The 14,399-nt window shown below is 60.0% G+C and carries 9 protein-coding genes; 7 read left to right on the top strand and 2 right to left on the bottom strand.

Going from position 1 to position 14,399, the window contains the following annotated elements; all coding sequences use genetic code 11:
- Nucleotides 1-74 precede the first annotated feature (74 nt).
- Together KGB21_RS00820 and KGB21_RS00815 are read right to left on the bottom strand one after the other, a co-directional pair.
- Nucleotides 75-3,353: a PAS domain S-box protein gene (locus KGB21_RS00820; RefSeq protein WP_223503116.1), complete on the bottom strand. Its 3,279-nt coding sequence runs from the start codon at nucleotides 3,351-3,353 to the stop codon at nucleotides 75-77.
- A 66-nt stretch (nucleotides 3,354-3,419) separates the two neighbouring features.
- Entirely contained in the window at nucleotides 3,420-4,310 is an 891-nt protein-coding gene (locus KGB21_RS00815; protein WP_034150912.1) for a LysR family transcriptional regulator, read from the bottom strand.
- A 147-nt stretch (nucleotides 4,311-4,457) separates the two neighbouring features.
- Between KGB21_RS00815 and leuC the strand changes: the two genes are divergently transcribed.
- From leuC to KGB21_RS00780, 7 genes are all read left to right on the top strand, one after another.
- A complete protein-coding gene (gene leuC, locus KGB21_RS00810; RefSeq protein WP_034150913.1) occupies nucleotides 4,458-5,888 on the top strand; it encodes a 3-isopropylmalate dehydratase large subunit in 1,431 nt (476 codons plus the stop codon).
- A gap of 2 nt (nucleotides 5,889-5,890) precedes the next feature.
- Nucleotides 5,891-6,535 (top strand): 3-isopropylmalate dehydratase small subunit, encoded by a 645-nt coding sequence (leuD, locus tag KGB21_RS00805; RefSeq protein WP_034150914.1) that lies wholly within the window; start codon nucleotides 5,891-5,893, stop codon nucleotides 6,533-6,535.
- A gap of 145 nt (nucleotides 6,536-6,680) precedes the next feature.
- Complete coding sequence (locus tag KGB21_RS00800) at nucleotides 6,681-7,448, top strand: class I SAM-dependent methyltransferase (protein WP_223503114.1); 768 nt, start codon at nucleotides 6,681-6,683, stop codon at nucleotides 7,446-7,448.
- 66 nt (nucleotides 7,449-7,514) lie between these two features.
- A complete protein-coding gene (gene leuB, locus KGB21_RS00795) occupies nucleotides 7,515-8,597 on the top strand; it encodes a 3-isopropylmalate dehydrogenase (protein ID WP_223503112.1) in 1,083 nt (360 codons plus the stop codon).
- A gap of 68 nt (nucleotides 8,598-8,665) precedes the next feature.
- Nucleotides 8,666-9,778 carry an aspartate-semialdehyde dehydrogenase gene (asd, locus tag KGB21_RS00790; RefSeq protein ID WP_034150917.1) on the top strand — a complete coding sequence of 371 codons (1,113 nt, stop codon included), beginning with the start codon at nucleotides 8,666-8,668 and terminating at the stop codon, nucleotides 9,776-9,778.
- A 484-nt stretch (nucleotides 9,779-10,262) separates the two neighbouring features.
- The gene (locus KGB21_RS00785) at nucleotides 10,263-11,273 is read left to right on the top strand and encodes an aspartate-semialdehyde dehydrogenase (RefSeq protein WP_223503110.1); all 1,011 of its coding nucleotides are present in this window, start codon (nucleotides 10,263-10,265) and stop codon (nucleotides 11,271-11,273) included.
- 207 nt (nucleotides 11,274-11,480) lie between these two features.
- Nucleotides 11,481-14,114 (top strand): FimV/HubP family polar landmark protein, encoded by a 2,634-nt coding sequence (locus tag KGB21_RS00780; protein ID WP_223503109.1) that lies wholly within the window; start codon nucleotides 11,481-11,483, stop codon nucleotides 14,112-14,114.
- Nucleotides 14,115-14,399: the final 285 nt, after the last annotated feature.

The raw sequence follows: 14,399 nt of genomic DNA, 5'->3' as shown, positions 1-14,399 counted from the left end.
GGCTGCGATCTTTTGATCTTGAAATCCAAAATCAAAAGATCGCAGCCTGCGGCAGCTCCTACAGAGGGGAAGTGTCACCTGAGCAGTTTTTGAAACTCTTCCACCGGCAACGGCGGGCTGTGCAAATACCCCTGATAGAAATGGCAGTCCAGCCCCTGCAAGAACTCCAGTTGCTCCGGAGTTTCCACACCTTCGGCGATCACTTTGAGTTCCAGGCTGCGTGCCATGGCGACGATGGCGCGAATGATTTCGGCGTCGTTGGGGTCGGTGGTGGCGTCGCGGATGAATGACTGGTCGATTTTCAGGGTGTCGACCGGCAGGCGCTTGAGGTAGGTCAGCGACGAGTAACCGGTGCCAAAGTCGTCCATGGCAAAGCTTACGCCGAGTTTTTTCAGGCGACGCATTTTATTGATGGTGTCTTCCAGGTTCTGGATCACGATGCCTTCGGTAATTTCCAGTTTCAGCAGCGAGCAGGGCAGGCCGTAGCTGGCGAGGCTGTTTTCGATGCGTTCGACAAAGTCGTTCTGGCGGAATTGCCGTGGGCTGATGTTCACGCACAGGCTGAAATTCAGTGGGTCCACCAGGCCTTTCAGGATCAGTTGCCTGAAGGACTTGCAGGCTTCATCGACGATCCAGCTGCCGACCTCCAGAATCAGTCCGCTGTCCTCCAATACCTTGATGAATTCGGTCGGTGATTGCGCGCCAAGTTCAGGGTGATTCCAGCGCACCAGCGCTTCGGCACCGACGATGCGGTTATTCCGGGCGTCTACCTGGGGTTGGTAATGCACGCGGAACTCACCCCGGGAAAGGGCCAGGCGCAAGTCGGTTTCCATGCGCAGGCGTTCGCTCGCGGCCTTCTGCATGGTGTTGTGGTACATCTGCGCGGTGTTACGCCCTGAATCCTTGGCGCGATACAGCGCGATATCGGCGCGCTTGAGCAAGTCGGTCGGTGTCGAGCCGTGATCGGGAATCAGCGCAATACCGATGCTCGGTGTCACTTGCAGGCGTTGGCCGTCGAGGAACATCGGCTCCGAGAGCAACTCGCGGATAGTATCCGCCAGCTGTATGACCTGATTGCTGACCTCGTTGCGCGAGCCTTCTAGGCCGCTCAGCAGCACCACAAATTCATCACCGCCCAATCGCGCGACGGTGTCCTCCATGCGCACGCTGGCTTCAAGGCGCGCGGTGATGATTTTCAGCACCGTGTCGCCGACCGGATGGCCGAGGGAATCGTTGATGTGCTTGAAGTGGTCGAGATCGAGAAACATCAAGGCGCCGCGCAGGTTGTGGCGTTTGAGCAGGGCGATCTGCTGGCTCAGGCGATCCATCAACAGTGCGCGATTGGGCAGGTTGGTCAGCGGGTCGTGGTAGGCCAGATGACGGATCTGCGCTTCGGCGTTTTTCAACAGGCTGACGTCCCGCGCGGTCAGCAGCAGGCACGCGGTTTCGTTGAGGGTGATCGGCTCCACCGAGACCTCGACGGTCAGCAACTCGCCACGCTTGTTACGCCCGAGCATTTCCAGGTGATGGACCCGGCCCTTGAGCTGCAGTTCGGCCAACAACGCCGAGCGCTGTTTTTCTTCGGCCCAGATCCCGATCTGATACACGGTGCGACCGACCACTTCGTCGGCACGGTAGCCGGTCAAGCGGCTGAAACCATCGTTGACTTCAAGATAACGCCCGGTGTCGCGTTCGGTGATGGTGATGGCGTCAGGGCTTGAGTGGAATGCCTTGGCGAACTTTTCTTCGCTGGCCTTGAGCGCGGCTTCCGAGCGCTGTTGTTGAGAGATATCGCGCAGGGTAGTGACGACGCATGGCTGGTCGCCAACGTTAATCTGGCGGCTGGAAATCACGCACGTCACGGGCTGCCCATCCTTGTGTTGCACCAGGATTGCCACGTTATTCAGCGCTTGCTCGCGAATGACCTGTTCGATCCGTTGCAGGCTCTTTGCTGAAGCATCCCACAGGCCGATTTCGTCGGCGCTACGGCCGATCACATCGGCGGCGCTCCAGCCGAATGTCTGGGTGAAACTGGAGTTGATTTCGATGAATTGCCCGGTGTCCTGGCGGGTCACGCAGATCGGGTCCGGGCTGACCTGGAACAGGGTGGCGAACTTCTCTTCGGAGGCCACCAGTTGTTGTTCGCGTTCGACCTGATCGGTGATGTCGAGCAGGGTGCCGGCCATGCGCAGCGGCACGCCGTTTTCGTCGCGATAGAGCCGGGCACGGCTTTCCAGATAACGCGAGCTGCCGTCCGGCAACTGCACGCGATAGGTCAATTGATAGTTGCCGGCCGGGCCTTCGCGCAGGCTGCGATAGGCATCGCGCATGGTGTCGCGTTCTTCATCGGGCACACCCTCGAAAAACTCGTCGAAGGATTCATGGAAAGGCTTGGCTTCCATCCCGTGCAACTGCGCGGCGCGGGCCGAACCGTAGAGCATGCCGCTGGGAATGTGCCAATCCCAGGTGCCCAGTTGCGCCGAGTCCAGGGCCAGGTCGAGTCGCTCCTGGCTGTCCTTCAAGGCGTGTTCGGCCGCTTTGCGTTCCGTGGTGTCGAGAAACGTGCTCAGCAAATAGGGATGGCCTTCGAGTTCGACCTTTTGCGCGCTGAGGATGCCATCGTGGATCTGGCCATTGCTGGCGCGAAACTGCACCTCCATGCTGACCAATTCGCCTTTGGCCTTGGTGGCCTTGACCAGTTCCTCCCGTTGTTCGGGGTGCACCCACAGGCCGAGTTCCAGGGTGGTGCGGCCGATGGCGTGTTGTACCGGCCAGCCGAACAGGCTCTCGAAATACTGATTGGCTTCGGTGATCAGGCCGTCGTCCTGGCGAGTCAGCAGGACCATGTTCGGGCACAGGTGAAACAGCGTGGCGAAGCGTTTTTCCGAGCTGCTCAACGCCTGTTCACGTTGGCGCTGGTGGGTGATCTCGCGGATCACGCCGATCATGCGGGGACGGCCGTGTTTGTCTGGCAACAGGCTGCCGTTGATTTCCAGCCAATGCAGGCTGCCATCGGGCCAGCGAATGCGATGGTGCATCGCTTGCTCCAGCGGCGCGCCGGCGATGACGGCGTGGAACGCGCGAACGGTTTTCGCCCGATCTTCCGGAGGCAGCAAGTCGAGGTATTCCAGATCGGCCGGCAACGGTTGCCGTGGATCGAAGCCAAACAACGCCTGCGTACCCCGCGACCAACTGATCTGCCCGCGTTCAATGTCCCAATACCAGGCACCCAGACGCGCGCCGTTCAGGGCGGCCAGCAATTGTGAGGCACTTTCCCAACTCTGCTCGGATCGTTTTGGGTCAAGTGCCTGAATACGCGGCATCGGCGGAATACGGTCTACAGATTTCGGCATTGGCAAGCCTTAGGCTGAGGTGGGCATTTGGCACAGGATTTCGCGGCTCTATAGGAGTAGCACAAGTCAGCCTTGAGTCCCTGGCAGTTCGATTTGAGCATCCAGCAGCGCCATGAAGGCCCGTGCTGCATTCGACAGCGTCCGTTCTGTGTGCAGGATATAGCCTAGCTGGCGAGAGAGTTGTATGCCCGGCAGTGGTATTCGTGCAACTTGATCATCGAGCATGGTGCGCGGCAATACACTCCAGGCAAGGCCAATGGAGACCATCATCTTGATGGTCTCCAGGTAGTTGGTGCTCATGGCGATGTTCGGCGTCAGCCCCTGGGCTTCGAACAGGCGCTGGACGATGTGGTGGGTGAAGGTGTTGCCGCCGGGAAACACCGCCGGGTGACGGGCGATATCCGCCAGGCTGACCTTGCCATTGAGCAGTAGCGAATGCTCCGGGGCGACCACGAAATCCAGCGGGTCATCCCACACCGGCGTCGCCTTGACCAACGCGTGGGGTTCCGGCGCGAGGGTAATGACTGCCAGTTCGGCGCGGCCATGGAGGATTTCTTCGTAGGCCACTTCCGAATCGAGAAACTGAATATCCAGCGCCACTTCCGGATAGCGTCGGGTGAACTCCCTTAATAAGGGCGGCAAACGGTGCAGGCCAATGTGGTGACTGGTGGCCAGGGTCAGACGGCCGGTCACCTCGCCCGAGAGGTTAGTCAACGCACGGCGCGTATCATCGAGGACGTTCAAAATCTGGTAGGCCCGTGGCAGCAGGGCGCGACCGGCCTCGGTCAACCCGACCTCGCGGCCCAGTCGATCGAACAGTCGCACCTTCAATTGCTGCTCCAGCCCGGCGATGCGTTTGCTGATGGCTGGTTGTGTCAGGTGCAGCCGTTCGCCCGCGCCAGAGAAGCTTCCGGTCTCCGCGATAGCAATAAAGGCATTGAGGTTGGCCAGGTCCATGGTCGCATTCCAGTTGGTTATCCAAAGCATAAAAAATATGAATTTGAGTTATTTAATGTAACCCCATAGGATCAGCCTCACAAGCCAAAGGGTTATTGAAATTCTCAAGATCCAGGGCATAGAAACAAGCTGATGAGGAACCGTCTGATGGCCGGCAAAACGCTCTACGACAAGCTCTGGGATTCGCATTTGGTCAAGCAGCGCGACGATGGCTCTGCGCTGATCTACATCGATCGTCACATCATCCACGAAGTGACTTCGCCGCAAGCCTTTGAAGGCCTGCGTCTGGCCGGGCGCAAGCCTTGGCGCATCGATGCCAACATCGCGACCCCGGACCACAACGTACCGACGACCCCAGAGCGCAAGGGCGGCATCGACGCCATTGTTGACCAGGTCTCGCGTTTGCAGGTCCAGACCCTCGACGACAACTGCGATGAATACGGCATCGTCGAATTCAAGATGAACGACGTCCGCCAAGGCATCGTCCACGTCATCGGCCCGGAGCAGGGCGCTACCTTGCCGGGCATGACCGTGGTCTGCGGCGACTCCCACACCTCCACCCACGGTGCGTTCGGCGCTTTGGCTCACGGTATCGGCACCTCCGAGGTCGAGCATGTGCTCGCCACCCAGTGCCTGGTCGCCAAGAAAATGAAAAACATGCTGGTTTCCGTCGAAGGCAAATTGCCGTTCGGCGTGACCGCCAAGGACATCGTCCTCGCCGTGATCGGCAAGATCGGCACCGCCGGTGGTAACGGCCACGCCATCGAGTTCGCCGGTAGCGCGATTCGTGACCTGTCCGTTGAAGGCCGCATGACCATTTGCAACATGTCCATCGAGGCCGGCGCTCGCGTAGGTCTGGTGGCGGCTGACGAAAAAACCGTGGCTTACGTCAAGGGCCGTCCATTCGCTCCAAAAGGCGCGGAGTGGGACTTGGCGGTCGAAGCGTGGAAAGACCTGGTGTCTGATCAAGACGCCAAGTTCGACACCATCGTCGAGCTCGACGCGACCCAGATCAAGCCGCAAGTCAGCTGGGGCACTTCGCCCGAGATGGTGTTGGCTGTGGATCAGAACGTTCCGGATCCTGCGAAGGAAATGGACCTGGTCAAGCGCGGTTCCATCGAACGCGCTTTGAAATACATGGGTTTGACCGCCAATCAGGCGATCACCGACATTCAACTGGACCGCGTCTTCATCGGTTCCTGCACCAACTCGCGCATCGAAGATCTGCGCGCTGCTGCCGTCATTGCCAAGGGCCGCAAAGTGGCCTCGACCATCAAGCAGGCCATCGTGGTGCCGGGCTCGGGTCTGGTGAAGGCTCAGGCCGAATCGGAAGGCCTGGACAAGATTTTCCTCGAAGCCGGTTTCGAATGGCGCGAGCCGGGTTGCTCGATGTGCCTGGCGATGAACCCGGACCGTTTGGAGTCGGGCGAACATTGCGCTTCCACGTCGAACCGTAACTTCGAAGGCCGTCAGGGCGCCGGTGGCCGTACGCACCTCGTCAGCCCGGCCATGGCCGCCGCCGCGGCTGTAAACGGTCGTTTCGTCGACGTCCGTGAATTGATCCAGGGAGCGCAGTAAGCATGAGAGCATTTACCCAGCACACTGGACTTGTCGCGCCTTTGGATCGTGCCAACGTCGACACCGATCAGATCATTCCGAAGCAGTTTTTGAAGTCGATCAAGCGCACCGGTTTCGGCCCGAACCTGTTCGATGAATGGCGTTATCTGGATGTGGGGCAGCCGTATCAGGACAACTCCAAGCGTCCGCTGAACAAGGACTTCGTACTCAACGCCGAGCGTTACCAAGGCGCCAGCGTGTTGCTGGCCCGCGAGAACTTCGGTTGCGGCTCCAGCCGCGAACACGCGCCGTGGGCGCTGGAAGAGTACGGTTTCCGCAGCATCATCGCGCCGAGCTACGCCGACATCTTCTTTAACAACAGCTTCAAGAACGGCTTGCTGCCGATCATCTTGAGCGACGCCGAAGTGGATGAGCTGTTCCAGCAGGTCGAGGCCAATCCGGGTTATCAGTTGCAGGTCGATCTTCAAGCCCAGACCGTCACCCGTCCGGATGGCAAGGTGTTGAGCTTCGAAATCGATGCCTTCCGTAAGCATTGCTTGCTCAACGGTCTGGACGATATCGGCCTGACGTTGCAGGACCACGAGGCGATTGCGACGTTTGAAGGCAAGCACCGGGCGAGCCAGCCTTGGTTGTTTCGCGACGCGTGATTTTCGGTAGTTAGTGCCGGCCCCATCGCTGGCGAGCCAGCTCCTACAGGTTTGTGAGCGCCGCAAATCACTGTAGGAGCTGGCTTGCCAGCGATGAGGCCCGGACAGACACCACAAGACTAAACCCTGAAAAAGGAAGTCCCCCATGACCAGCACCGCTCAGCACAGCCAGGTAGTCCAGAAGCAATTCGGTGAACAGGCTTCGGCCTACCTGAGCAGCGCAGTCCACGCTCAAGGCACCGAATTCGCGCTGCTACAGGCTGAACTGGCAGGGCAGGGCGAAGCCCGGGTTCTGGACCTGGGTTGCGGCGCCGGTCATGTGAGTTTCCACGTGGCGTCGCTGGTGAAAGAAGTGGTGGCTTACGACCTGTCGCAGCAGATGCTCGATGTGGTCACCGCCGCGGCTGCCGATCGTGGCTTGAGCAACATAACAACGGTCAACGGCGCCGCCGAGCGCCTGCCGTTCGCCGATGGCGAGTTCGACTTCGTGTTCAGCCGTTATTCGGCGCACCACTGGAGCGATCTCGGCCTGGCGTTGCGGGAAGTTCGCCGGGTGTTGAAGCCGGGCGGGGTGGCGGCATTCATCGATGTGTTGTCACCGGGCAGCCCGTTGTTCGACACTTACCTGCAAAGCGTTGAAGTGCTGCGCGACACCAGCCATGTGCGCGATTATTCCGCCGGCGAGTGGTTGCGTCAGGTCAGCGAGGCGGGGTTGCATACCCGCAGCACCACGCGGCAGCGTCTGCGTCTGGAGTACAACTCCTGGGTCGAACGCATGCGCACACCTGAAGTGATGCGCGCGGCCATCCGCGAATTGCAGCAGTCGATGGGCAACGAAGTACGTGAATATTTCGAGATTGAGGCCGATGGTTCGTTCAGCACCGATGTGTTGGTACTGTTTGTAGAAAGATAGGTACAGATCGATAGAATTTTTCCGGGCGCGCCCCCAGGGCGCACCGACTGATGACATGAGGAAAGCATGAGCAAGCAGATTCTGATTCTCCCAGGTGACGGTATTGGCCCGGAAATCATGGCCGAAGCGGTCAAGGTGCTGGAATTGGCCAGTGACAAGTTCGCCCTGGGCTTCGAGCTGAGCCACGACGTGATCGGTGGCGCGGCCATCGACAAGCACGGCGTGCCATTGGCCGATGAAACCCTGGAGCGTGCCCGCGCAGCCGATGCCGTTCTGCTGGGTGCGGTCGGCGGTCCGAAATGGGACACCATCGAGCGTGACATCCGTCCTGAGCGCGGCCTGCTGAAAATCCGTGCGCAACTGGGCCTGTTCGGCAACCTGCGTCCGGCGATCCTTTACCCGCAACTGGCCGAGGCTTCCAGCCTGAAGCCGGAAATCGTCGCGGGCCTGGATATCCTGATCGTTCGTGAGCTGACCGGCGGTATCTACTTCGGCGCACCTCGCGGCACCCGTACCCTGGAAAACGGCGAGCGTCAGTCCTACGACACCCTGCCGTACAGCGAAAGCGAAATCCGCCGCATTGCTCGCGTCGGCTTCGACATGGCCATGGTCCGAGGCAAGAAGCTGTGCTCGGTGGACAAAGCCAACGTATTGGCGTCCAGCCAGTTGTGGCGTGAAATTGTCGAGGAAGTGGCCAAGGATTACCCTGAGGTCGAACTGAGCCACATGTACGTCGACAACGCCGCCATGCAGCTGGTGCGTACACCGAAGCAGTTCGACGTGATTGTCACCGACAACATGTTCGGCGACATTCTGTCCGACCAGGCTTCGATGCTGACCGGTTCCATCGGTATGCTGCCATCGGCATCCCTGGACACCAACAACAAGGGCATGTACGAGCCGTGCCACGGTTCGGCGCCGGACATCGCAGGCAAAGGCATTGCCAACCCGTTGGCGACCATTTTGTCGGTGTCGATGATGTTGCGTTACAGCTTTAACCAGCAAGCTGCGGCCGATGCCATCGAAAAAGCCGTCAGCCTGGTGCTGGATCAGGGTTTGCGCACGGGCGACATCTGGTCGGCCGGTTGCACTAAAGTCGGTACGCAGGAAATGGGTGACGCAGTAGTCGCCGCGCTGCGGAATCTGTAATCTCTCGGGCCCGCTGCCCATTTCACCCCCGAAAGCAGCGGCCCACATTTCAAGAAGGTGTAGTTGCGATGAAACGTGTAGGTCTGATCGGTTGGCGCGGTATGGTCGGTTCCGTGCTCATGCAGCGGATGCTGGAAGAGCAGGATTTCGATCTTATCGAGCCGGTGTTTTTCACCACTTCCAATGTCGGTGGCCAAGGCCCGTCCGTGGGCAAGGACATTGCTCCGCTCAAGGACGCTTACAGCATTGAAGAGCTGAAAACCCTCGACGTGATTCTGACCTGCCAGGGTGGCGACTACACCAGCGAAGTCTTCCCGAAACTGCGCGAAGCCGGCTGGCAGGGTTACTGGATCGACGCCGCTTCCAGCCTGCGCATGCAGGATGACGCGGTGATCGTTCTGGATCCGGTGAACCGCAAGGTCATCGACCAGCAACTGGACGCGGGCACCAAGAACTACATCGGCGGCAACTGTACCGTCAGCCTGATGCTGATGGGCCTCGGCGGTCTGTTCGAAGCCGGTCTGGTCGAGTGGATGAGCGCCATGACTTATCAGGCGGCCTCCGGTGCCGGCGCGCAGAACATGCGTGAACTGATCAAGCAAATGGGCGCGACCCACGCCGCTGTCGCCGATCAACTGGCCGACCCGGCCAGCGCGATCCTCGACATCGACCGTCGTGTCGCCGAAGCCATGCGCAGCGACGCGTACCCGACCGAAAACTTCGGCGTACCGCTGGCCGGCAGCCTGATCCCGTGGATCGACAAGGAACTGCCGAACGGCCAGAGCCGCGAAGAGTGGAAGGCCCAGGCCGAGACCAACAAGATCCTCGGTCGCTTCAAGAGCCCGATCCCGGTCGATGGCATCTGCGTGCGCATCGGCGCCATGCGCTGCCACAGCCAGGCGCTGACCATCAAGCTGAACAAAGACGTGCCGATCGCCGATATCGAAGGGCTGATCAGCCAGCACAACCCTTGGGTCAAGCTGGTGCCGAACAACCGTGAGACCAGCATTCAGGAACTGAGCCCGAACAAGGTTACCGGTACCCTGAACGTTCCGGTCGGCCGTCTGCGCAAGCTGAACATGGGTTCGCAATTCGTCGGCGCGTTCACCGTCGGCGACCAACTGCTGTGGGGCGCGGCCGAACCGCTGCGTCGCATGCTGCGGATCCTGCTTGAGCGTTGATCGATTGATGCAATGAAAGAACCCGCGCCTTGCAAGAGGTGCGGGTTTTTTTATGTCTGCGGTTTTTCGGTTGTCTGGTCTGGCCTCATCGCTGGCAAGCCAGCTCCCACAGGTTTCATGGTGTACGCAAATCTTGTGCTTGATACCGTTCACTGCGGGAGCTGGCAAGCCAGCTCCCATAGGTTTCATGGTGTACGCAAATCTTGTGCTTGATATCGTTCACTGTGGGAGCTGGCAAGCCAGCTCCCACAGGTTTCATGGTGTACACAAATCTTGTGCTTGATACCGTTCACTGTGGGAGCTGGCAAGCCAGCTCCCATAGGTTTCATGGTGTACGCAAATCTTGTGCTTGATACCGTTCACTGCGGGAGCTGGCTTGCCAGCGATGAGGCCGGTACAGACACCACAAATCTCCCTGCCGAATTGCCTGCACCCCAACCACCCGGTAAAGTGCCGCTCCCCCCGTTTCGCCAGAGGTAGAACCATGAGCCAGTCCATTGATATTGCCGTGATCGGCGCCACCGGTACTGTCGGCGAAACGCTCGTGCAGATTCTCGAAGAACGCGACTTCCCGGTCGGCAACCTGCACCTGCTGGCGAGCAGCGAATCCGCCGGCAGTTCGGTGCCGTTTCGTGGCAAGAACGTGCGTGTGCGCGAGGTCGATGAGTTCGACTTCAGTAAAGTGCAGCTGGTGTTCTTTGCCGCAGGCCCGGCAGCAACCTTGAGTTTCGCTTCCCGCGCCACGGCAGCCGGTTGCTCGATTGTCGATCTGTCCGGTGCCTTGCCGGCCGACCAGGCACCGCAAGTGGTGCCGGAAGCCAACGCCCAAGTACTGGCCGGGTTGAAAAAACCATTCCAGGTCAGCAGCCCGAGTCCATCGGCAACCACATTGGCGGTGGTGCTTGCGCCGTTGCTGGGTTTGCTCGACTTGCAGCGCATCAACCTGACCGCCAGCCTCGCAGTCTCCGCCCAGGGCCGCGAAGCCGTGAGCGAACTGGCCCGGCAGACGGCCGAACTGCTGAATGTACGGCCGTTGGAGCCGAAATTCTTTGATCGGCAGATGGCCTTCAACCTGCTGGCCCAGGTCGGCAAGCCGGATGAACAAGGTCACACGTTGCTGGAAAAACGCCTCGTGCGCGAACTGCGTCAGGTCATGGCGCTGCCTTCATTGAAGATTTCCGTCACGTGCATTCAAGCTCCGGTGTTTTTTGGCGATAGCTTTAGCGTGACCTTGCAGTCAGCCAGCGAGATCGACCTGGCGAAAATCAACGCCGCACTGGAAGACGCACCGGGCATTGAACTGGTCGAGGCCGGTGATTATCCGACGCCGGTGGGTGACGCGGTAGGCCAGGATGTGGTCTACGTTGGTCGGGTTCGCCGGGGTATCGACGACCTGTCGGAACTAAACTTGTGGCTGACGTCAGATAACGTACGCAAAGGTGCCGCGCTCAATGCTGTGCAGCTGGCGGAATTGTTGATAAAAGACATGCTGTAAAAGATACTTGGCGACAATTTTTCGAATGATTCCGGGTGAGCGTCATGCTTGGCCGGAATGCTGAAGGCGAGCCACCCTGCGGTGCTTTCCGGGGCATGCATGAAACGACCGCGCGCGACGAATCTTCGCCGCCGCGCGCAATGCCTTACGGCAGCGGCTATCAATACCTTCTCGCTGGCCGAGGAATGTTCAAACTAAGGATGAGCTATGGTTCAAGTTCGCAAACTGGTGTTAGCAATAGCGGCCGCCTCGGCGCTGTCCTCCGGTATGGCGCATGCCCTCGGGCTCGGGGAGCTGACCCTGAAATCGACGCTGAACCAGCCGTTGGTGGCAGAGATCGAGTTGCTCGACGTCAAGGAACTCACCGCTGCCGAAGTGGTGCCGAGCCTGGCTTCACCTGAAGATTTCGCCAAGGCCGGTGTCGACCGCCAGGCGTTTCTCAACGACCTGACCTTCACTCCAGTGCTGAACGCCAGCGGCAAAAGCATCCTGCGTGTAACGTCCAGCAAACCACTCTCCGAGCCGATGGTGAAATTCCTGGTTCAAGTGATGTGGCCCAACGGTCGCCTGCTGCGCGATTACAGCGTATTGCTCGATCCGTCCAAATTCTCGCCGCAAACCGCTGAAGCGGCTGCGCAACCTGCACCGACCCAAGGTGCGACCGCGCCCGTCACCGGTGCGACCAAACCGTCCGAATACACCACCACGTCGCGCGATACCCTGTGGGAAATTGCCGCGAAGGCGCGTAATGGCGGTTCGATTCAGCAAACCATGCTGGCGATCCAGGCGTTGAACCCTGATGCCTTTATTGACGGCAACATCAACCGGCTTAAAACCGGTCAGGTGCTGCGTCTGCCCGATCAGGCGCAAGCTACCAGCCTGGCGCAACCCAAGGCCATTGCAGAAGTGGCCGCGCAGAACACCGCATGGCGTCAGGGGCGTCGTTATGTTGCCAAGCCCGGCACCGGGCAGCAGCAACTCGACGCAACCAAGCGAGCCCGCGCAGAAGGCGCTCCGGGGCAAGCAGCGACCGACAAGCTGAGCCTGGTGTCCGCCGAGTCCGGCAAGGGTGGCAAAGGTGCTGCTGGCGATGCCAAGGCCCTGAGCAACAAGCTGGCGGTCACGCGGGAAAGTCTGGATACGACCCGGCGTGATAACGCTGAGCTGAAAAGCCGCATGGCCGATCTGCAAAGTCAGCAGGAAAAGCTGATGCGCCTGATCGAGCTGAAGAACAATCAATTGGCCAAATTGCAGGCCGAAGGCACGGTGGATGCACCGGCGGCTGAGGTTGCGACTGCTGCGACTGCTCCGGCGATCACGGCAGAATTGACGCCTGCTCCTGCGACAGCGCCAGTCGAAGCGGCCCCGGCAACTCCTGCTCCCGCGGCGGCAGCGCCGGAGGCGACCCCGGCTCCGGCCGAGGCACCCGTCGAGCCGACCCCGGCAGCTTCCGACGAACAGCAATTCCGCGAGCTGCTGACCAACCCATGGCTGCTGGGTCTGGCGGGTGGCGGGGTCGTGGTTCTGCTGCTGTTGTTGCTGTTGCTGGCCCGTCGCCGCAAAGCTCAACAAGAAGCCGAAAAGCATCTGCGCATGGCCCGCGCCCTGGCCGAAGATCAGCCGTTCTCCGCCGATCTCGATCTGCCTGAAAGCAGCTTCGAAGGCCTGGAGGTTCCGCCGCCGAGCGTAAAACTCGCCACCGCGCCGGTTCCTGCCCCAGCTCCGGCGCCGGTGATTGCCCCGGTTGTGGTGACGCCACCGATTGCAGCTCCGTTGGTCTCACCGGCCGCCGATCACTCCGACGATGTATTGGGCAAGGCTCAATCGCACATTGCCGCCGGTCGCCTGAATCAGGCCGCCACTTTGCTGGAGGAGGGGATCAAGCTCGAGCCGCAGCGCAGCGATTTGCGCCTGAAATTGATGGAAGTCTACGGTCAGCAAGGCGACCGCGATGCGTTCGTCGCCCAAGAGCGTCAACTGGTGGCCAATGGTGACAATTTCGCCCAGGTCGAAAAACTCAAAAGCCGCTTCCCGGCCATGGCACTGGTCGCTGCCGGTGGGATCGCCGCAGCCGCCGCTGCAGCCGAGCTGGACGCGCAATACGTCAAGGATCTGTTGCAGGAGGAGCCGCCAGCGCCTGTGCCGGGCGATGATGACTTCGACAGCGCTTTTGACCTGAGCCTGGATGATCTTGAAAACGTCACCCCGGTAGCAGCTGCGCCAGCACCGGAGCCTGAGCCTGAGCCGACAACTTTGGACGAGCTGGAAGATTTCCCGCTGGACGATGATCTGAGCTTCGGGTCGGTGTTGCAGCAGCAGACAGAAAACAAGGACAACCTCGACGACCTGTCGGACTTCGATCTGGACATGGATCTGGGTGCAGAGCCGTCGCCAGCGATTCTCGCTGAGGATGACTTCCTGCTGGATCTGGATGAAGGCGTGAAGGATTTGCCGGTCGTCGAAACGCCCGCAGCGCCTGAGTTGGCACTGGACGACCTGGAGCTGCCAGCCGACTTTGACCTGTCGCTGGCCGACGAAATGGACGCACCCGATGCATTTGCGTCGGAACTGGATGACGTCAACGCCGAGTTGGAGAGCTTGTCTGGCAGCATCAGTGAGCCGACTTTCACAGCGGACGACGCTTTGATCTCCATGGATGACGAGCCGGAATTCGATTTTCTGTCCGGCACCGACGAAGTCGCCACCAAGCTCGATCTGGCCCAGGCCTACATCGACATGGGTGACAACGACGGCGCCCGGGACATCCTCAATGAAGTGGTGACCGAAGGCGATGACGGGCAGAAGAGCGAGGCGAAGGAGATGCTTTCTCGTCTGGCGTGAGTGACTGACGCGTTGTAAACAAAGCGGCAGCCCATTGAGGCTGCCGTTTTTGTTTGTTCCGGTGGTGCGATGGCGTCTGTGGAATTGCCATTGCGGGCAAGCCCACTCCCACAGGTTATGTGAGCGACGTAAATCCCTGTGGGAGCGGGCTTGCCCGCGATGAGGCCCTGACATTCACCGCCGTCCCCACGGTTGTACTGGTATCCATGTCCTGCGGCCTTATAATGCCCGCCTTTGCGAACATCAGCAGGCTGTCACCCCTTGGCAAATATAGATAACCCGGCC

The sequence above is a fragment of the Pseudomonas sp. GL-RE-29 genome, assembly GCF_019947275.1.
GTDB lineage: Bacteria > Pseudomonadota > Gammaproteobacteria > Pseudomonadales > Pseudomonadaceae > Aquipseudomonas > Aquipseudomonas fluorescens_A.
This window is presented reverse-complemented; position numbering and strand designations above follow the sequence as displayed.

Coding starts and splice junctions, on each gene's coding strand:
- KGB21_RS00820 (WP_223503116.1), bottom strand. CDS start 3,353: ATGCCGAAATCTGTAGACCGTATTCCGCCGATGCCGCGTATTCAGGCA.
- KGB21_RS00815 (WP_034150912.1), bottom strand. CDS start 4,310: ATGGACCTGGCCAACCTCAATGCCTTTATTGCTATCGCGGAGACCGGA.
- leuC (WP_034150913.1), top strand. CDS start 4,458: ATGGCCGGCAAAACGCTCTACGACAAGCTCTGGGATTCGCATTTGGTC.
- leuD (WP_034150914.1), top strand. CDS start 5,891: ATGAGAGCATTTACCCAGCACACTGGACTTGTCGCGCCTTTGGATCGT.
- KGB21_RS00800 (WP_223503114.1), top strand. CDS start 6,681: ATGACCAGCACCGCTCAGCACAGCCAGGTAGTCCAGAAGCAATTCGGT.
- leuB (WP_223503112.1), top strand. CDS start 7,515: ATGAGCAAGCAGATTCTGATTCTCCCAGGTGACGGTATTGGCCCGGAA.
- asd (WP_034150917.1), top strand. CDS start 8,666: ATGAAACGTGTAGGTCTGATCGGTTGGCGCGGTATGGTCGGTTCCGTG.
- KGB21_RS00785 (WP_223503110.1), top strand. CDS start 10,263: ATGAGCCAGTCCATTGATATTGCCGTGATCGGCGCCACCGGTACTGTC.
- KGB21_RS00780 (WP_223503109.1), top strand. CDS start 11,481: ATGGTTCAAGTTCGCAAACTGGTGTTAGCAATAGCGGCCGCCTCGGCG.